Origin of the sequence: Pseudomonas sp. NPDC087814, from assembly GCF_044742865.1 — a bacterium.
GTDB lineage: Bacteria > Pseudomonadota > Gammaproteobacteria > Pseudomonadales > Pseudomonadaceae > Aquipseudomonas.
In genome coordinates this window covers 1-19,742 of the sequence record NZ_JBIUVK010000040.1, presented here as the reverse complement: position 1 = coordinate 19,742, position 19,742 = coordinate 1, and the positions used below count along the sequence as shown (strand labels likewise).

17 protein-coding genes are annotated in these 19,742 nt (G+C 61.5%); 13 read left to right on the top strand and 4 right to left on the bottom strand.

The window, feature by feature from the left end; translation table 11 throughout:
- Nucleotides 1-91: 91 nt before the first annotated feature.
- The gene (locus ACIOMR_RS23350) at nt 92-1,579 is read right to left on the bottom strand and encodes an NCS1 family nucleobase:cation symporter-1 (protein WP_401196613.1); all 1,488 of its coding nucleotides are present in this window, start codon (nt 1,577-1,579) and stop codon (nt 92-94) included.
- Between the two features lie 601 nt (nt 1,580-2,180).
- Between ACIOMR_RS23350 and hydA the strand changes: the two genes are divergently transcribed.
- The 3 genes from hydA (at nt 2,181) to preA (ending at nt 6,425) form a co-directional block, all read left to right on the top strand.
- The gene (hydA, locus tag ACIOMR_RS23345; protein WP_401196610.1) at nt 2,181-3,620 is read left to right on the top strand and encodes a dihydropyrimidinase; all 1,440 of its coding nucleotides are present in this window, start codon (nt 2,181-2,183) and stop codon (nt 3,618-3,620) included.
- 163 nt (nt 3,621-3,783) lie between these two features.
- Entirely contained in the window at nt 3,784-5,151 is a 1,368-nt protein-coding gene (locus tag ACIOMR_RS23340; RefSeq protein ID WP_087694481.1) for an NAD(P)-dependent oxidoreductase, read from the top strand.
- The gene (gene preA, locus ACIOMR_RS23335; protein WP_003207829.1) at nt 5,151-6,425 is read left to right on the top strand and encodes an NAD-dependent dihydropyrimidine dehydrogenase subunit PreA; all 1,275 of its coding nucleotides are present in this window, start codon (nt 5,151-5,153) and stop codon (nt 6,423-6,425) included. The genes ACIOMR_RS23340 and preA overlap by 1 nt, the downstream gene beginning before the upstream one ends.
- A 119-nt stretch (nt 6,426-6,544) precedes the next feature.
- Here the strand turns inward: preA and ACIOMR_RS23330 are convergent, their stop codons facing one another.
- Nucleotides 6,545-7,165, bottom strand: a complete 621-nt coding sequence (locus tag ACIOMR_RS23330; protein WP_003207828.1) for a TetR/AcrR family transcriptional regulator — start codon at nt 7,163-7,165, stop codon at nt 6,545-6,547.
- 144 nt (nt 7,166-7,309) lie between these two features.
- Here ACIOMR_RS23330 and ACIOMR_RS23325 point away from each other — a divergent pair, with 144 nt between their 5' ends.
- The 10 genes from ACIOMR_RS23325 to ACIOMR_RS23280 all read left to right on the top strand — a co-directional run bounded on the left by ACIOMR_RS23325 (nt 7,310) and on the right by ACIOMR_RS23280 (nt 16,370).
- On the top strand, nt 7,310-7,753 hold the full coding sequence (locus tag ACIOMR_RS23325; protein WP_003207827.1) for a GNAT family N-acetyltransferase: 444 nt from the start codon (nt 7,310-7,312) through the stop codon (nt 7,751-7,753).
- A 23-nt stretch (nt 7,754-7,776) separates the two neighbouring features.
- Nucleotides 7,777-8,142, top strand: a complete 366-nt coding sequence (copC, locus tag ACIOMR_RS23320) for a copper homeostasis periplasmic binding protein CopC (protein WP_003207825.1) — start codon at nt 7,777-7,779, stop codon at nt 8,140-8,142.
- A 3-nt stretch (nt 8,143-8,145) separates the two neighbouring features.
- On the top strand, nt 8,146-9,003 hold the full coding sequence (copD, locus tag ACIOMR_RS23315) for a copper homeostasis membrane protein CopD (RefSeq protein ID WP_177009560.1): 858 nt from the start codon (nt 8,146-8,148) through the stop codon (nt 9,001-9,003).
- 148 nt (nt 9,004-9,151) lie between these two features.
- A complete protein-coding gene (locus tag ACIOMR_RS23310) occupies nt 9,152-10,420 on the top strand; it encodes an OprD family porin (protein WP_401196604.1) in 1,269 nt (422 codons plus the stop codon).
- A gap of 268 nt (nt 10,421-10,688) precedes the next feature.
- Nucleotides 10,689-11,510 carry an NAD(P)-dependent oxidoreductase gene (locus tag ACIOMR_RS23305; protein ID WP_003207819.1) on the top strand — a complete coding sequence of 274 codons (822 nt, stop codon included), beginning with the start codon at nt 10,689-10,691 and terminating at the stop codon, nt 11,508-11,510.
- Between the two features lie 30 nt (nt 11,511-11,540).
- A complete protein-coding gene (locus ACIOMR_RS23300; protein WP_401196601.1) occupies nt 11,541-12,416 on the top strand; it encodes an SMP-30/gluconolactonase/LRE family protein in 876 nt (291 codons plus the stop codon).
- 51 nt (nt 12,417-12,467) lie between these two features.
- Nucleotides 12,468-13,439 (top strand): TRAP transporter substrate-binding protein, encoded by a 972-nt coding sequence (locus ACIOMR_RS23295; RefSeq protein WP_102369548.1) that lies wholly within the window; start codon nt 12,468-12,470, stop codon nt 13,437-13,439.
- Between the two features lie 67 nt (nt 13,440-13,506).
- On the top strand, nt 13,507-14,034 hold the full coding sequence (locus ACIOMR_RS23290) for a TRAP transporter small permease (protein ID WP_003207813.1): 528 nt from the start codon (nt 13,507-13,509) through the stop codon (nt 14,032-14,034).
- Nucleotides 14,035-15,315, top strand: coding sequence for a TRAP transporter large permease (locus ACIOMR_RS23285; RefSeq protein WP_003207810.1), 1,281 nt, complete (start codon nt 14,035-14,037; stop codon nt 15,313-15,315).
- 194 nt (nt 15,316-15,509) lie between these two features.
- Nucleotides 15,510-16,370, top strand: a complete 861-nt coding sequence (locus ACIOMR_RS23280; protein WP_401196596.1) for an aldose 1-epimerase — start codon at nt 15,510-15,512, stop codon at nt 16,368-16,370.
- Between the two features lie 123 nt (nt 16,371-16,493).
- On the opposite strand, the gene ACIOMR_RS23275 is transcribed toward ACIOMR_RS23280, so the two are convergent.
- Both ACIOMR_RS23275 and ACIOMR_RS23270 read right to left on the bottom strand, forming a co-directional pair.
- Complete coding sequence (locus tag ACIOMR_RS23275; RefSeq protein WP_003207807.1) at nt 16,494-17,639, bottom strand: HlyD family secretion protein; 1,146 nt, start codon at nt 17,637-17,639, stop codon at nt 16,494-16,496.
- The gene (locus ACIOMR_RS23270) at nt 17,636-19,294 is read right to left on the bottom strand and encodes an MFS transporter (protein ID WP_401196593.1); all 1,659 of its coding nucleotides are present in this window, start codon (nt 19,292-19,294) and stop codon (nt 17,636-17,638) included. Before ACIOMR_RS23270 ends, ACIOMR_RS23275 begins: the two co-directional genes overlap by 4 nt.
- Nucleotides 19,295-19,742: the final 448 nt, after the last annotated feature.

The following is a 19,742-nucleotide window of genomic DNA, read 5'->3' as shown; positions in this document are numbered from 1 at the left end:
CGAAGGCGGTGATTCAGCTAACACATCTGGCGACTGGCACACCGTATTCGCGAGCAAGCCCGCTCCCACATTTGATTGCATTCCACATCGATTAAAGCGGTGTTTTCACGGCGACCACACGAGCCCCGCGTTTCATGCAGAGGGCGTAATACAACAGGCCACCGAGCGCCGAGCCGGTGAACCAGCCATAGCTGTAGAACCAGCTGAACGCATCGCTGCCCAGGGACAGCAACGTCAACACCACCGGCACGCCAAACGCCAGGAAGCCATGCCAGTTCCACGCCGGGTACACGTCATCGCGATACAAACCGGCGAGGTCCAGTTGCTGTTTCTTGATGATGAAATAGTCCACCACCATGATCCCGGCGATCGGCCCCAAGAGGCTTGAGTAACCCAGCAACCAGTTGGAATAGACGGTTTCCAGGCTCACGTCGGAGATGATCAGCCCGAGCTTTTTCAGCAGCTCATGGGCCATCAACGCCAGGCCCACCAGGCCGGTGAGCACCACCGCCGTGGTGCGGTTGATCAGCTTGGGGGCGATGTTCTGGAAGTCGTTGGTGGGCGAGACGATGTTCGCCGCGGTGTTGGTGGACAAGGTGGCGATGATGATCAGCGCCATCGCCACGGCCACCCACACCGGGCGCTGGATATGGCCGATCAGGGTGACCGGGTCGGAGACGCTGACGCCCACCAGTTTCACCGAGGCGGCGGTCATGATTACGCCGAGGGCGGCGAACAGGAACATGGTCAGCGGCAGGCCGAAAATCTGCCCGAGGATCTGGTCTTTCTGGCTTTTGGCGTAGCGGCTGAAGTCGGGAATGTTCAACGACAAGGTGGCCCAGAAACCCACCATCGCCGTCAGGCCCGCCATGAAGTAGCCGGTGAGGCTGGCGCCTTCGGGACGTTTGGGCGGGATGGCCATCAGCTCGGTCAGCGACACATTCGGCAGCGCCCACACCAGCAGCCCGATACCCACCGCCACCAGCAGCGGTGCCGACAGGGTTTCCAGCCATTTGATCGACTCGGCGCCACGCAATACCACCCACAGGTTCAGGGTCCAGAAGATCATGAAGCCGATCGCTTCACCGGTGCCGCCAAGGGATTTCCAACCCTCGAAAATCGACCCCAGGAACAGGTGGATCGCCAGGCCGCCAAACATCGTCTGGATACCGAACCAGCCACACGCCACCAGCGCGCGGATCAGGCACGGCACGTTGGAGCCGAGCACGCCGAAGGACGAGCGCAGCAACACCGGAAACGGGATGCCGTACTTGGTACCGGGGAAGGCGTTGAGTGTCAGCGGGATCAGCACCACGATATTGGCCAGCAGGATCGCCATCAGCGCCTCGCCCACCGACAACCCGAAGTACGCGGTGAGCACGCCGCCCAGGGTGTAGGTCGGCACACACACCGACATGCCGATCCACAGCGCGGTGATATGCCACTTGTTCCAGGTGCGTTCGCGCACCTTGGTCGGTGCCATGTCGTGGTTGTAGCGGGGGCTGTCGAGGACGTCGGGGCCGGCGTCGAGTTCGTACAGGCCGTTGCGCTCAATGACTTGCGATCTGTTCTGTTGCATGGCCGCTCCACGGTTTTTTCGAATTATTTTTGCTCATCCCGTGACGTGCACGGGATGGCCGGAGTACCTCGTTGACAACATGACATCCGGGACCCGGCCAACCGCCACCGCACTCAATAACCGTGCCGTAAACCGTCAACCTGCCCGCACCGCTTGTATAACTTGCTGATGTTTATCAGCTTTATTGTCTCGACCGAAGAGCCCCTCGTTACTTTCAGCGTTACTCAGGCCAAATAACGCAGAAGTTGTCCGAACCATCAGGACTCAATCTGGTGCAACACAATTATTTTTATTTACCGGCCCCGTCAAGAGGCATGTCTCAAGCGTCTGATTTGCAATAGGAAATGTTGCTCATATTGGGAACCTGTCAAGTGCGTCAAAATGGTGAGAGGCCGCTACATTTTGGTGATTTTGATTTTTTATCGTTAAAATTCAATTACTTAATAAAGATATAAGCTTATAAAAAATATTCTTGCTCATTCGAAAAACTCGGGCTAGTTTCTATTCCTGTCACCGCTGACAGGAATTAACTTTCCAGCGGCGCGATGCATGACAACACTTAGAACTGGCACAAGCCGGTCAAGCCTGTGAGGAACTCGACATGTCGCTGTTGATCCGTGGCGCTACCGTTATTACCCATGATGAAAGTTACCGAGCCGATGTTTTATGCGCAGACGGTCTAATCCGCGCCATTGGCACTGATCTGGATATTCCCGCCGGCACCGAGATACTCGACGGCAGCGGTCAATACCTGATGCCCGGCGGCATCGACCCCCACACCCATATGCAGTTGCCCTTCATGGGCACCGTGGCCAGTGAAGATTTTTTCAGTGGCACGGCCGCCGGGTTGGCGGGCGGCACCACGTCGATCATCGACTTCGTGATTCCCAACCCGCAGCAATCCCTGCTGGAAGCCTTCCATCAGTGGCGCGGCTGGGCCGAGAAGTCGGCGTCCGACTACGGCTTTCACGTCGCGATTACCTGGTGGAGCGAGCAGGTCCGCGAGGAAATGGCCGAGCTGGTGAGCCAACACGGCATCAACAGCTTCAAGCATTTCATGGCGTACAAGAACGCAATCATGGCCGCCGACGACACCTTGGTGGCGAGCTTCGAACGCTGCCTGGAACTGGGTGCGGTACCGACGGTGCATGCCGAAAACGGCGAGCTGGTGTATCACCTGCAACGCAAGCTGATGGCCCAGGGCATTACCGGGCCTGAAGCGCATCCGTTGTCGCGGCCTTCGCAGGTGGAAGGTGAAGCCGCCAGCCGGGCGATCAGGATTGCCGAAACCATCGGCACGCCGCTGTACCTGGTGCACGTGTCCACCAAGGAAGCGCTGGATGAAATCACCTACGCCCGCAGCAAGGGCCAGCCGGTGTACGGCGAAGTATTGGCCGGGCATCTGCTGCTGGACGACAGCGTGTATCAACACCCCGACTGGCAGACCGCCGCCGGCTATGTGATGAGCCCGCCCTTCCGCCCGCGCGGGCATCAGGAGGCACTGTGGCATGGCTTGCAATCGGGCAACCTGCACACCACCGCCACCGACCATTGCTGCTTCTGCGCCGAGCAAAAAGCCGCCGGGCGGGATGACTTCAGCAAAATTCCCAATGGCACTGCCGGTATCGAAGACCGCATGGCGCTGTTGTGGGATGAGGGCGTGAACACTGGGCGCTTGTCGATGCAGGAATTCGTCGCGCTGACGTCTACCAACACGGCGAAGATCTTCAACCTGTACCCGCGTAAAGGTGCGATCGGCGTGGGGGCCGATGCTGACCTGGTGCTGTGGGACCCGCAAGGCACACGGACCATTTCCGCGAAGACTCACCACCAGAAAGTCGACTTCAACATCTTCGAAGGCAAGACCGTGCGCGGCGTGCCGAGCCATACCATCAGCCAGGGCAAGCTGGTCTGGGCGGATGGGGATTTGCGCGCCGAACGGGGTGCGGGTCGGTATATCGAACGGCCGACGTATCCGCCGGTGTTTGAGCAGTTGAGCAAGCGGGCGGAGCGTTCCAGGCCGGTTGCTGTGAAACGCTGAGGCCGCCATTCGCGAGCAAGCCCGCTCCCACATTCGCCCCCATTCCAACAGGATAAATGCAGTCGAATGTGGGAGCGGGCTTGCTCGCGAAGAGGCCGGTACAGGCAACAAAAAAACCACTGCCCACCAGAGGCAGCACCTCAAAAACCGTGAGGCCAATACCGTGATCCAGACCCTGAACCATCTTCCCCACCCCCATGAAGATGCGGCGGCCCTCGCCGCGCATTTCACCGACCTGGCGCCGCCGCTCAATGCCCGGCAAGCCCAACTGGAAGCGTCGCGCTGCCTCTACTGCTACGACGCGCCGTGCGTCAACGCGTGCCCCAGCGAGATCGATATCCCGTCGTTCATCCGCAATATCCACACGGAGAACGTCCAGGGCGCCGCGCAGAAGATTCTCTCGGCGAATATCCTCGGCGGCAGTTGCGCCCGGGTCTGCCCGACGGAAATCCTCTGCCAGCAAGCCTGCGTGCGCAACAATGCCGAGGAATGCGCCCCGGTGCTGATCGGCCTGTTGCAGCGTTACGCGGTGGACAACGCGCACTTCAGCGAACACCCGTTCCAGCGCGCCGCGCCCACCGGCAAGCGCATCGCGGTGGTCGGCGCCGGGCCTGCGGGTTTGTCCTGCGCCCATCGCAGCGCCCTGCACGGCCATGACGTGGTGATTTTCGAAGCCCGGGAAAAAGCCGGCGGCCTGAATGAATACGGGATCGCCAAGTACAAGCTGGTGGATGACTTCGCGCAAAAGGAACTGGATTTCCTCCTGCAAATTGGCGGCATCGAGATCCGTCACGGCCAGCGCCTGGGCGACAACCTGACCTTGAGCGAACTGCACCAGCAGTTCGATGCAGTGTTCCTCGGCCTTGGCCTGGCTGCCAGCAAACAGCTCGGCCTGCCACACGAAGACGCCCCCGGCCTGCTCGCCGCCACCGACTACATCCGTGAACTGCGCCAGGCCGACGACCTCAGTCAACTGCCCCTGGCCGACCGTTGCATCGTGCTCGGCGCCGGCAACACGGCCATCGACATGGCGGTGCAAATGGCCCGCCTCGGTGCCCGTGACGTCAACCTGGTGTATCGCCGTGGCCTGGCTGAAATGGGCGCCACCGGCCATGAGCAGGACATCGCCAAGGCCAACCAGGTACGCCTGCTGACCTGGGCCCAGCCCGAAGAAGTGTTGCTCGACGACCAGGGCCATGTGCGCGGCATGCGTTTCGCCCGCACCCGCATGGTCGATGGCCGCCTGCAAGCCACCGGCGAGACCTTCGAACTGGCCGCCGACGCGATCTTCAAGGCCATCGGCCAAGGCTTCGACGACGAGGCGCTGCACGACCCGCTGGCCCACCAACTGCAACGCCAGGGCGATCGGATCTTCGTCAACGAACAGCTGCGCACCAGCATCCCCGGTGTGTACGCCGGCGGCGATTGCGTCAGCCTCGGCCAGGACCTCACCGTCCAGGCCGTGCAACACGGCAAGCTGGCCGCGCAAGCCATGCACGCTCAACTCATGCTGAATGTGGAGGCTGCGTAATGGCCGATCTCTCGATTGTATTCGCCGGCATCAAAGCCCCCAATCCGTTCTGGCTGGCCTCCGCGCCGCCTACCGACAAGGCCTACAACGTGGTCCGCGCCTTTGAAGCAGGCTGGGGCGGCGTGGTCTGGAAAACCCTCGGCGAAGACCCGGCCGCGGTCAACGTCTCATCGCGCTACTCGGCGCACTTTGGCGCCAACCGTGAAGTGCTCGGCATCAACAATATCGAGCTGATTACCGATAGGTCCCTGGAGATCAACCTGCGGGAAATCACCCAGGTGAAAAAAGACTGGCCCGACCGCGCACTGATCGTGTCGCTGATGGTGCCGTGTGTTGAAGAATCCTGGAAACACATCCTGCCGCTGGTGGAAGCCACAGGCTGCGACGGCATCGAGCTCAACTTCGGCTGCCCCCACGGCATGCCGGAACGCGGCATGGGCGCGGCGGTGGGCCAGGTGCCGGAGTATGTGGAACAGGTGACGCGCTGGTGCAAGACCTATTGCTCGCTGCCGGTGATCGTCAAGCTCACGCCGAACATCACCGACATACGCGTGGCGGCGCGGGCAGCGTATCGCGGGGGCGCGGATGCGGTGTCGCTGATCAACACCATCAACTCCATCACCAGTGTCGACCTGGAGCGCATGGTCGCCCTGCCGATGGTCGGCACCCAAAGCACCCACGGGGGTTACTGCGGCTCGGCGGTGAAACCCATCGCACTGAACATGGTGGCGGAGATTGCCCGGGACCCACAGACACAAGGCTTGCCGATCTGCGGGATTGGCGGGATTGGCAACTGGCGCGATGCAGCGGAATTCGTCGCGCTGGGCTGCGGCGCGGTGCAGGTGTGCACGGCGGCGATGCTGCATGGGTTTCGGATTGTCGAAGAAATGAAGGACGGGCTGTCGCGGTGGATGGACAGCCAGGGTTACAGCAGCCTGCAGGAATTTTCCGGGCGGGCCGTGGGCAATACGACGGATTGGAAGTACCTGGATATCAATTACCAGGTGATCGCCAAAATTGACCAGGCGGCGTGTATTGGCTGTGGGCGTTGCCATATTGCCTGTGAAGACACGTCGCACCAGGCGATTGCCAGCTTGAAGCAGGCGGATGGGACACATAAATACGAGGTGATCGATGATGAGTGCGTGGGGTGCAACCTGTGCCAGATCACCTGCCCGGTGGCGGACTGTATCGAGATGGTGCCGGTGGATACCGGAAAGCCGTTTTTGAACTGGACGCAGGACCCGAGGAACCCCTACCGCGAGGCGGTGTAGCCTGAATGATCGTTCCCACGCTCCGCGTGGGAATGCATCCGTTGACGCTCCGCGTCACGACCTTAAGAGCGGACGCAGAGCGTCCAGGGCGGCACTCCCACGCGGAGCGTGGGAACGATCTAGGGCTCCAACCCGATCCCCCGCAGGATCACACTCGTCACCGTCTGCACCGCCCGCTCAAACTGCATGTCCGACAACGGCTGATGGTCATTCAGGATCTTCACCTGATGATCAAAGTCGGCATAGTGCTGGGTCGACGCCCAGATCATATACAGCAGGCTCGACGGCTCCACCGGCAAAATCCGCTTGTCCTCCACCCACTGGCGAATCTTCGCTTCCTTCATCTTGGCCCAGTCATACAGGCTCACATCCAGCGCCTCCCCCAGGGTTGGCGCGCCGTGGATGATTTCATTCGCCCAGACTTTCGAACCATAAGGCCGGCTGCGGGAATGTTGCATCTTGGCGCGGATGTAGCTACTGAGCACCACCCGCGGGTCGTCGAACATCTCGAAGCACAAGGCGTCCTGCTTCCACACCTCCAGCAGGTCGAACAACACCGCGCTGTACAGCTCGCTCTTGGTACTGAAGTAGTAATGCAGGTTGGAGCGCGGCAGTTGCACTTCTTCAGCGATGTCGGCCATGGCGGTGCTGCCATAGCCCTTCTCGGCGAAGACCTTTTCAGCCGCCAGCAGAATCTTTTCGACGTTGACCCGACGAATACCGATCTTGTGATTGCCCATAAGGGCTCCCTGACAACAACATGGCTTCAAGACTACCATCCGCTCTAGATCGCGGCGACACGCCACTGTGAAACTTCGTACAAGAACCTTCCCCGCCGATAGCGGATTGGTTAGCATCGCCATCCCCTCGAAGGATCATCCCCCATGACTATTCGACAGCGAAGCGCGTGCGACGACCCGGTGCTGGGTGCACTGTGGGAACGCTCGGTGCGCGCCACCCATGACTTTCTCAGCGAAGACGACATCCAGCGCCTGCTGCCCCTGGTACGCGACTGCTACCTGCCGATGCCCGCACTTGAAGTGTGGGTGTACGAAGATACCCAAGGCATTGGCGGCTTCGTCGGCACCGGCGGCAATAATGTCGAGATGCTGTTTATCGACCCGAACCGACGCGGCCAGGGCATCGGTCGCCAGTTGCTGGACTTCGTACGCGCCCGCCACGACACCCTGCGGGTCGACGTGAACGAGCAGAATCCACAGGCCGTGGGTTTCTACCTGCACTATGGTTTTATCCAGACCGGCCGCTCGCCCGTCGATGGCGAAGGCAAGCCCTTCCCCTTGTTGCACATGGCACTACCGAACGACTGACTCTCACCTGAAGGTATTGAACAATGTTGATCAAGAAGACCCTCACCACCGTTGCCCTGCTCGCTTCCCTGCTGGGCGCCTCGGCCGCGTTTGCCCACGCCCACCTGAAAAGCTCGGAGCCTGCCGCCGACAGCAGCGTCGCCGCGCCCAAGGACCTGCGCCTGACGTTCAGCGAAGGCGTTGAAGCGACCTTCACCAAGGTATCCCTGAGCAAGGACGGCACCGAAGTCGCGATCAAGGGCCTGGAAACCCCGGACGCCGACAAGAAAGTATTGGTGGTGACACCGGCCGCACCCTTGGCCGCCGGCACCTACAAAGTGGTGTGGAACGCGGTCTCGGTGGATACCCACAAGAGCAACGGTGAATACAGCTTCAAGGTCGGCCAATAATTCATGGCCTCCCTGCTGGTGCTGTGCCGCTTCCTGCATTTCATCGTGGTGTTGTTGATGTTCGGGGCCTGTGTATTCAGGCCCTGGCTGCTGGGCGCGGGACCGCAACCGGTGCTGGACCGCCAACTGTCGCGCATCACCCAAGGGTTGGCGTGGCTGGCATTGGTGTCGGGGGTGGCGTGGCTGCTGTTGATCAGCGCGAGCATGGCCGGTGTCGGGCTGGGCGCGCTGGAATGGTCGACCGTGCAGTTGGTGCTGGGCAAAACCTTCTTCGGCCAGGTCTGGACCTGGCACTTGCTACTAAACGTGCTGCTGGTGCTGGGCCTGATGACGCCGTGGAAGGCGTTGCGCCTGCCGCTCTGTGCATTGCTGCTGGCGACACTGGCACCGGTGGGCCATGGCGCCATGCTCAATGGCATGGCCGGACAGTTGCTGATCCTCAATCAGGTGGTGCACCTGGTGTGTGTCGGTGCCTGGCTGGGCGGCCTGCTCCTGCTGGTGTTGATCCTCAGGCAATCGCCCCGCTATCCGTTGGAACCGATCCTCAAGCGCTTCAGTGGCATCGGTTATGGCCTGGTGACAGGGCTGCTGGTGACCGGATTGATCAACGTGCGGGTGCTCACCGGGCAGTTCTGGCCGACGCCCTTGTTCACAGGGTTCGCCCTGATCCTGTTGATCAAGGTGCTGCTGGTGTTCGGCATGCTCGCCCTGGCGCTGCTGAACCGCCTGCGGATTCACAACTGTGAGCAGCGGCTGCCTGCCTTGAAGGCCAGCGTGATGATTGAATGGTTACTAGGTGTTTCAGCGGTAGCCGCCGTTTCGCTGCTTGGCACCTTGCCGCCCATGGTTGCAGCGGGATAACTCCTTCCCCACTGACTCCCTTCACGCAGGGAGTCATCGTATAACTTTCGATTGACAACCCCCTGAAACCTCGCAAATATCGTCCTCAATGTTGTACGACAACGTATAACAAAAAATAAAAACAACAAAAAGACAAGGGAGCGTCACTGTGAGCCAACACGTCCGCCATTTCTCCGGCACCACCCGTTTTGCCGCCATCGGTTTGAGCAGCCTGGCCTTTACCCTCCCCGCCACCGCCTCGGCAGAAGGCTTCATCGATGACGCCACCGCCACGCTCAACCTGCGCAACGCCTACTTCAACCGCAACTTCACCAACCCCGCCTACCCCCAGGGCAAGGCCGAGGAGTGGACGCAAAACTTCATTCTCGACGCCAGGTCCGGCTTCACCCAAGGCACCGTCGGTTTCGGCCTGGACGTGCTGGGCCTGTACTCGCAGAAACTCGACGGCGGCAAAGGTACCGCCGGCACCCAACTGCTGCCGACCCGCAGCGATGGCCGCCCTGCCGATAACTTCGGGCGCCTGGGCGTGGCGCTGAAAACCAAGCTGTCGAACACCGAATTGAAAGTCGGCGAATGGATGCCGGTACTGCCGATCCTGCGCTCGGATGACGGCCGCTCACTGCCGCAAACGTTCCGCGGCGGCCAGGTAACGTCCAGGGAAATCGCCGGCCTGACTTTGTATGGCGGCCAGTTCCGCGGCAACAGCCCGCGCAACGACGCGAGCATGGATGACATGTTCCTCAACGGCAAAGCCGCATTCACCTCGGACCGCTTCAACTTCGGCGGCGGCGAATACACCTTCAACGACAAGCGCACCCAGGTTGGCGTGTGGTACGCCGAACTCAGTGACATCTACCAGCAACAGTATTTCAACCTCACCCACAGCCAGCCCGTGGGCGACTGGACCCTGGGCGCCAACCTCGGGTTCTTCACCGGCAAGGAAGACGGCAAGGCCCTGGCCGGCGACCTCGACAACAAAACCGCGTTCGCCCTGCTCTCGGCCAAATACAAAGGCAACAGCTTCTATATCGGCCTGCAGAAACTCAGCGGCGACAGCGCCTGGATGCGGGTCAACGGCACCAGCGGCGGCACCCTGGCCAACGACAGCTACAACGCCAGCTACGACAACGCCAAGGAAAAATCCTGGCAGGTGCGGCACGACTTCAACTTCGTGGTACTGGGCATTCCCGGGTTGACCATGATGAACCGCTACATCAGTGGCGATAACGTGCACACCGGGGCGATCACCAATGGCAAGGAGTGGGGCCGTGAGTCGGAGCTGGCCTACACGGTACAAAGCGGTCCACTGCGGGACCTGAATGTGCGCTGGCGCAACGCAACGATGCGCCGGGATTTCAGTACCAACGAGTTTGATGAAAACCGGATATTCATCAGTTACCCGCTGTCGTTGTTATAGCGGTTTACAAACAACCGGAAAGGCTTTTGTGGGGAGGGAGCTTGCTGTGGGGGGAGCTTGCTGTGGCGAGGGAGCTTGCTCCCGCTGGAGTGCGAAGCGCTCCCAAGATTTTGGGGCCGCTGCGCAGCCCAGCGGGAGCAAGCTCCCTCGCCACAGGACAGCGATGAGCCTCTATCAACTTCGACCAATAGTGCGTTGACAAGTGTAGGAAACCCTAAGGATACTTCGGATCAGTCATACGACAACCTACAACAATAACGGGATCACCATGACCACCACAACCGCGCCTACCCCGTTCAACCGCTTGCTGCTCACCGGTGCCGCCGGTGGCCTGGGCAAAGTCTTGCGCGAACGCCTGCGTCCTTACGCCAAGGTACTGCGCCTGTCGGATATCGCCGACATGGCCCCGGCCGCTGACGACAGCGAAGAAGTATTGCCTTGCGATCTTTCCGACAAACAAGCCGTGCACCAACTGGTGGAAGGCGTCGATGCGATCCTGCATTTCGGCGGCGTATCGGTGGAACGCTCGTTCGAGGAAGTGCTGGGCGCGAACATCTGCGGGATCTTCCACATCTATGAAGCGGCGCGCCGCCATGGGGTCAAGCGCGTCATCTTCGCCAGCTCCAACCACGTGATCGGCTTCTACAAGCAGGACGAAGCCCTCGACGCCCACTCCCCGCGCCGCCCCGACAGTTACTACGGGCTGTCCAAATCCTACGGCGAGGACATGGCCAGTTTCTACTTCGATCGCTATGGCATCGAGACCGTCAGCATCCGCATCGGCTCCTCGTTCCCGGAACCCCAGAACCGCCGGATGATGCACACCTGGCTGAGCTTCGACGACCTCACCCAACTGCTCGAACGCTCGCTGTACACACCGAATGTCGGGCATACCGTGGTCTACGGAATGTCGGATAACCTCGATGTGTGGTGGGACAACCGCTTCGCCGCGCACCTGGGCTTCACCCCGCGGGATTCTTCCGAAGTATTCCGCAAACAGGTTGAAGCCCAGCCGATGCCCGCTGCCGACGACCCGGCGCGGGTGTACCAGGGGGGCGCGTTTTGCGCCGCCGGCCCGTTCGGTGACTGACCACAGACCAACCCAAGGGAATGAGTGGCCATGCAAGCAGAACTGATTGTCGACTCCCGCAACGCCGTGGGTGAATGCCCGGTGTGGGTACCCGGGGAAAACGCCCTGTACTGGGTGGATATTCCCACAGGCGAACTGCAACGCTGGAACGCCACCAGCGGCCAGGCGCAGGCCTGGAAAGCTCCGCAGATGCTTGCCTGCATCGCCCGCACCTCAGCGGGCGATTGGGTCGCGGGCATGCAAACCGGGTTTTTCCGGCTGACGCCCCACAACGATGGCAGGCTCGACACTGCGCCCCTGGCCAGCGTCGAGCACGCCCGCCCGGACATGCGCCTGAACGATGGCCGCTGTGATCGCCAGGGCCGGTTCTGGGCCGGCAGCATGGTGCTGAACATGGCCGAGAATGCGGCCGACGGTGCACTGTACCGCTACGAAACAGGCCGGGCGGTTCACACCGCACTCAACGGTTTCATCACCCCCAACGGCCTGGCCTTCAGCCCGGACGGGCGCACGATGTACCTCTCGGATTCGCACCCGTTGGTCCAGCAGGTCTGGGCCTTCGACTACGACATCGACAGCGGCACGCCGTCCAATCGGCGGCTGTTTGTGGATATGCACCAGTTCCTCGGCCGCCCCGACGGAGCCGCCGTGGATGCCGAAGGTTGCTACTGGATCTGCGCCAACGATGCCGGGCTGGTCCACCGCTTTACCCCCGACGGCCGTCTCGACCGCTCACTGGCCGTGCCGGTGAAAAAACCCACCATGTGCGCCTTCGGTGGCAGCCGCCTGGACACCCTGTTCGTCACCTCGATCCGCGACGACCACAGTGCCCAGTCGCTGGCCGGCGGCGTGTTTGCCCTCAACCCCGGGGTCACCGGATTGCCGGAGCCCACCTTCATCCTCTAGCTGCATCGCTGTGCCTTGAATAAAACAATAACAAGACTGGAGAGACACCCCATGGACTTCAAACGCACTTTGCTCCTCGCCGCACTCCCCTTCACCTTCGTCTTCGCCGGTGCCGCCCACGCGCTGGAAATCAAATTCGCCGACATCCACCCCGCCGGCTACCCCACCGTCGTCGCCGAAGAACAGCTGGGTAAAACCCTGGTGGCCGAAAGCAACGGCGGCCTGACCTTCAAGATGTTCCCCGGCGGCGTGCTGGGCTCGGAAAAGGAAGTGGTGGAACAGGCCCAGGTCGGCGCGATCCAGATGGCCCGGGTCAGCCTCGGCATCGTCGGCCCGGTGGTGCCGGACGTGAACGTGTTCAACATGCCGTTCGTATTCCGCGACCAGGTGCATATGCGCAAGGTCATCGACGGCGAGATCGGCGATGAAATCCTCGCCAAGATCACCGACTCCGAATTCAACCTGGTGGCGCTGGCCTGGATGGACGGCGGCACGCGCAACCTCTACACCAAGAAACCGGTGCGCAAGATCGAAGACCTCAAGGGCATGAAGATCCGCGTGCAGGGCAACCCGATCTTCATCGAAACCATCAACGCCATGGGCGGCAACGGCATTGCCATGGACACCGGCGAGATCTTCAGCGCCCTGCAGACCGGCGTGATTGACGGCGCGGAAAACAACCCGCCCACCCTGCTGGAACACAACCACTACCAGAACGCCAAGTTCTACAGCCTGACCGGCCACCTGATTCTGCCCGAGCCCATCGTGATGTCGAAAATCACCTGGAACAAGCTCACCCCCGAGCAACAGGTGCTGGTGAAGAACACCGCCAAAGCCGCGCAGATCCAGGAGCGCGAGCTGTGGGACGCCAAGTCTGCCAGCAGTGAAGCCAAGCTCAAGGCCGCCGGTGTGGAGTTCATCGACATCGACAAGAAACCGTTCTATGAGGCCACCGCTTCGATCCGCGACAAGTACGGCGCGCCCTACGCCGAACTGATCAAGCGCATCGAAGCCGTCGAGTAACCCTCCTTCCCCTCATAGATAAGGCCCGGCGCGGTCGGCATCGACGCGCCCGGTTACGGTGAACGCCATGAAGAATTTACTGCTGCGCATCAACGACCGCATTTACATGAGCTGCATCTGGATCGCCGGCCTCGCCGTTCTTGGCGTCGCGCTGATCATTCCCTGGGGCATCTTCGCCCGCTACGTGCTCGGCACCGGCTCCAGCTGGCCGGAGCCCACCGCTATCCTGCTGATGCTGGTGTTCACCTTTGTCGGCGCCGCCGCCAGCTACCGCGCCGGGGCGCACATGTCGGTGGCCATGGTCACCGACCGCCTGCCGCCCGGCCAACGCCGAATCGTCGGCATCGTCTCACAATTGCTGATGGCAACCATCTGCCTGTTCATGACGATCTGGGGCAGCAAATTGTGCCTGTCGACCTGGAACCAGTTCATGAGCGCCATGCCGACCTTGCGGGTGGGCATCACCTATATGCCGATCCCGATCGGTGGCTTGCTGACCCTGGTTTTTGTGCTGGAAAAACTCCTGCTGGGTGACCAGAGTAACCGTCGGGTCGTGCGCTTCGACCTAGTTGAAGAAAGTGAAGGGGCTGCCTGAATGGACGCATTGATTCTGTTGGGCAGCTTTATCGCCCTGATCCTGATTGGCATGCCGGTGGCCTACGCCCTGGGGCTTTCTGCGCTGATCGGCGCGTGGTGGATCGACATTCCGTTCCAGGCCCTGATGATTCAGGTGGCCGGCGGGGTGAACAAGTTTTCGCTGATGGCGATTCCGTTCTTCGTGCTGGCCGGGGCGATCATGGCCGAGGGCGGCATGTCGCGCCGGCTGGTGGCGTTTGCCGGGGTGCTGGTGGGCTTTGTGCGCGGCGGCCTGTCCCTGGTGAACATCATGGCCTCGACGTTTTTTGGCGCGATCTCCGGCTCGTCGGTGGCCGATACGGCGTCTGTCGGTTCGGTGCTGATTCCGGAAATGGAACGCCAGGGCTATCCCCGTGAATTCGCCACCGCCGTCACCGTGAGCGGCTCGGTACAAGCCTTGCTGACGCCTCCCAGCCACAACTCGGTGCTCTACTCCCTGGCGGCGGGCGGCACCGTGTCCATCGCCTCGCTGTTCATGGCCGGCGTGGTCCCGGGCCTGCTGATGAGCGCCTGCCTGATGGTGCTGTGCCTGATCTTCGCGAAAAAGCGCAACTACCCCAAAGGCGAAGTGATCCCCCTGAAACAGGCACTGAAAATCTGCGCCGACGCATTGTGGGGCCTGATGGCCATGGTGATCATTCTTGGCGGGATTCTGTCGGGCATCTTCACCGCCACCGAGTCGGCGGCGATTGCGGTGTTGTGGGCGTTCTTCGTGACCATGTTCATCTACCGCGACTACAAATGGAGCGAGCTGCCCAAGCTGATGCACCGCACGGTGCGCACGATCTCCATCGTGATGATCCTGATCGCGTTCGCCGCCAGCTTCGGCTACATCATGACCCTGATGCAGATCCCGGCGAAGATAACCACGATGTTCCTGACCCTGTCGGACAACCGCTACGTGATCCTGATGTGCATCAACGCCATGCTGCTGTTGCTGGGTACGGTGATGGACATGGCGCCGCTGATTTTGATCCTCACGCCGATTTTGCTGCCGGTGATCCTGGGGATTGGCGTCGACCCGGTGCACTTCGGCATGATCATGCTGGTGAACCTGGGGATCGGCCTGATCACCCCGCCGGTGGGTGCGGTGTTGTTTGTGGGGGCGGCGGTGGGCAAAGTCAGCATCGAGAAGACCGTGAAGGCGTTGCTGCCGTTTTATGGCGTGCTGTTTTTGGTGCTGATGGCCGTGACCTACATTCCGGCGTTGTCGTTGTGGTTGCCGGGGTTGGTGTTATAAGCCCCACACTGCGTGTAGCGAGGGAGCTATTGTGGAGAGGGAGCTGCTGTGGCAAGGGAGCTTTCTGTGGCGAGGGAGCTTGCTCCCGCTGGAGTGCGAAGCGCTCCCGCTTTTTTGGGGCCGCTCCGCAGCCCATCGGGAGCAAGCTCCCTCGCCACACAAGCATTCATCATTCAATAGGTCTGCTGACACTCATGATGCTTGAACTCGAAGACAACCTGACCCACCTGACGCTGGCGCCAGCGTTGGGCGGGAGTATCGTCAACTGGACAGTACGCAGCAGCGGCCAGCCGTTGCTACGCCACACCGATCGACAGGCGCTGGCCAGCGGCCTGCCGGGGAAGCTTGCGTGCTTCCCGCTGGCGCCCTGGTCGAACCGGGTTGCCGAAGGTGGCTTTGATAACCCATCAGGGTGGTTGGGACTTGAGCCCAACAGCCCGCTGGACCCGCTGCCAATTCATGGCAGTGCCTGGCAACAGGTGTGGCAGGTGGTCAGCCAGACGTCAGACGAAGTGGTGTTGCAACTGGACAGCAGCACACCCTTTGCGTATCGCGCCGAGCAGCGGGTTCAGTTGAAGGGCGGCAAGTTGAGCATCACCTTGCGCGTCACGCACCTGGCGGAAACGGCGACGTGGCATGGGCTGGGATTGCATCCGTATCTGCCCCGCAGGCCGGGCACGCAATTGCAGGCAAAGGCTTCGCAGGTATGGATGAGTGATGCGGCGAAATTGCCGACAGGGCTGGCTGCCGTACCCGCCGAGTGGGATTTTCAACACCCAGAATCGTTGCCCGAGACACTGGTGGACAACGGTTTTTGCCAGTGGGACGGGCGCTGCGTCATCCAGCAGCCAGACCTGGGTTACACCCTGGAATGCCAGGCCACCGGCAGCGACTATTACCTGCTGTATTGCCCGCCGGGGCTGGATTTTTTCTGCTTCGAGCCGGTGAGCCATCCAGTGAATGCCCATCACCTGCCGGGCAGGCCGGGGTTGAAGCTGTTGGAACAAGGCCAGTTGGCAGAACTCAGTTTCAGCCTGCAATACAAAACCCTCTAACAACACAAAACCCATGTGGGAGCGGGCTTGCTCGCGAATGCGGTGGATCAGTCAACACATCTGCGACTGACACTCCGCATTCGCGAGCAAGCCCGCTCCCACATTTTTGATCTCCATTGTGTCTTAGGGAGGGGTGTTTTTCAGGCGCCCCGCCGTGTCGATACTCACCACCACCGATAACCCCGGTCGCAGCCGTTCACTCTGCTCCTGCCCCGGATCCACGGTAATCCGCACCGGCACCCGCTGGGCGATCTTGACGAAGTTGCCGGTAGCATTGTCCGCCTGCAACAGGCTGAACTCCGACCCGGTCGCCGGGGAAATGCGCTGCACCGTGCCGTGAAACTTGCGGTGGTCCAGGGCATCCACGGTAAAGGTCACCGGCTGGCCAACCTGCACGTTGTCCATCTGGGTTTCTTTCATGTTGGCGATCACCCACAGCTGGTTCGGCACCAGCGCCATCAACTGCGCGCCGCTGTTGACGTAGGCCCCGAGGCGCACGCCAATCTGGCCCAGTTGCCCGTCACGCGGGGCGATGATCCGGGTGTTCGACAGGTCGATACGCGCCAGCTCCACTGCCGCATCGGCACTGGCCACCGCCGCCTCCAGCGAACCGCGATTGACGATCACTGTCTGCAAATCCTGCCGGGCGATTTCCAGGTTGGCCTGGGCCTGGGCCACGGCCGCGATGGTTTGCGCATTGGCGGCGCGGGTCACGTCCAGCTCGCGTTTGGACACCGACCCATCGCTGATCAACTCCTCATTGCGGCGCAAATCCGCGGTGCTTTTGCGGGCCTGGGCCTGGCTGTCCATCAAGGCCGCCTGACGCAGCTTGATGGTCGCCTCGGCGCTGTTGCGTTGCTGCACCACATTGGCCAGGGACGCCTGCTGCACCGCCAGTTGCGCCTGGGCCTGATCAAGGCGCTGCTTGTAGATACGGTCATCGAGGCGCACCAGCAAATCCCCGGCCTTGACGTACTGGAAGTCCGTCACCGGCACTTCATAGACGTAGCCGCTGAGCTGCGGCCCGATGATCGTCACCTGGCCGCGCACCAGGGCGTTTTCGGTGGTTTCCACGGCGCTGCTGAAGGGCGGCAACTGCCAGGCGTAGAGCACGATCAGCACGCCGATAATCGCAATCGCGGCAAAGCCCATGGAAGAGATGATGCGCACCCGCAAGGAGCGCGGTTCGGTGGCCGGCATGCTCGGCGGCGCGGTGCCTTCCGGCGTGGAAGCGATGGCGTTGGTGGTGGTCGTCGTCGGTTCGGTCATGAAGAAAGTGCGCCGCTGGGTTGAACGGGAGGCGCTGCACTGGCGGCAGCTTTAGTGGTACTCATCAGCCAGAGGCTGCGGATAAAGATCCAGATCATGGTGAGTATGGCGATGATCGCGATCAGCATGAACACATCGTTGTAGGCCATCACATTCGCCTCGCGGGTGGCGGCCGTGGCCAGGCTGCGAATGCCCATGAGGTTGCGCAGCTCGGGGTCGGCGATCACCCCGCCATAGGCCGAGCTGCCACTGGCCACACGCGCCGCCACACGCGGGTCGAGCAAGGTCAGGTGTTCGACGATCATGCTGGAATGGAATTTCTCCCGCACGATCTGGAACGTACCGAGCAATGCCGCACCGATGAGGCCGCCGAGGTTCTGGCAAATCCCGAACAGCACCGAGAAACTCACCAGGTTCCTGGGGTTGGTCAGTACGTTCTTCGTGCCCAGGACCATGGTCGGCCCGAGGAAGAACGTGCCGCCAAAGCCTAGCAGGAACTGGCTGATGTACATGTTTTGCGGACGCGTGAGGTTGCTGGAGAAACTGTCCATCACCGAGCCCACGGCCATGAAGGCCAGGGAGATGATCAGCGGCATCAGCAAATGCGCGGGGTTGATGGTCAGCGCGCTCACGGCCAGGCCGGCAATCGCCCCCGCCAGCATCACCCAATACAGCGTGCGCATCTGCTCGTTGCTCATGTTCAGCATCTGCATGAAGCCCACGGCACCGGTGGACTGCTCCGAAAGCACCATGCGAATCAGCACCACCGCCAGCGCCAGGCGAATCATCGCCCCGCTGCCCAGCCAACGGGTCATCAGCAACGGGTTGGAGCGGTTATGTTCGATGGCCAGGCCGGCCATGATCAGCACCAGCGAGCAGGCCGAGGCGATACCGATCCACGGCGCTTCCAGCCACCAGTCGATACGGCCCAGGGACAGCACCGCGCAGAGCAAGGCAACGCCGGTGGCGAGGATGGCGAAGGTCAGGAAGTCGAGTTTTTCGAAGGTCTTGAAGCGGTCGCCCGGTGGCAGCTTGAGCAGGAACACACAGCCCAGGCAGGTCAGGGCCATACCCAGCTCGAACAGGTACAGGCCGCGCCATTCGGCGATTTGCAGCAGGTCTTCGGAGAACAGTCGGGCCAGGGGCAACGCCAATTGCGCGGTGCCCAGGCCGAGTACCAGGGCCTTCATCCGCCACTTTGCGGGAAAGGCCTGGATCATGTAGTACAGGCCCAGGGAACTGAGGGCGGCGCCGACCATGCCGTGGGCCGCGCGTACGGCGATGGCCGAGCTGAGGTCGTTGACGAACAGGTGGCCGAAGGTGACCAAGGCGTAGAGCACCAGGAACACTTCGGTGAACGCACGCAGGCCGAATTGCTGGCGGAATTTCACCAGCAGCAGGTTCATGGAGACGTTGGTCATGACGTAGGCGGCGGGGAGCCAGGCCATCTCGGCCGTCGTCGCGCCCAGGGCGCCCTGGAGGTACACAAGGTTGGCGATCACCAGCGAGTTGCCGAGGCCACCGGTGATTGCCACGAGTACGCCGACGAGGGCGTAGGCCCAGCGCTTGCGGGTGGAATGCAGCGGCGTCGACGGCGAGCCCGGCAGGCTCGGGCGCTCGTGGGGCTCCCAGGTGTGGGGGGTGTATTTGTCCATTCGGTGGCCTTGATGACCGGCGTTTGGGGCCGGTGGAACGGTTACTCAGGGAGTAGTAAACCTGAGTGGAGTTCAACTTGCCATCTTGGGAGGGATTTGGGCGGTTGGGGTGCATATCCGTTGCTGCGGTAACGGCTGCTTATGGTTCCGCTCTTACATCGGCTCACTTCTTAACAGCGCAAAAGTAAGCAAAACGCTCTTGCCCCACCACTCGGCACCTCGCTAATGCTCGGTGTGCCCGTACTCCGGCCAGCGTGGTTAACGGGGCCCTAAGATCAAGATCAAAAGCAAGAGCACAGCGGCCTCCCGGCCGGCTTGAGTGTTGTAAATCAACAGCTAAAGCGGGCACGGTCAAATGTGGGAGCGGGCTTGCTCGCGAAGGTCGTTAACGATGACGCGGGCATCCTGAATGAACGCGGCGCTCTCAGGTTCTTCGCGAGCAAGCCCG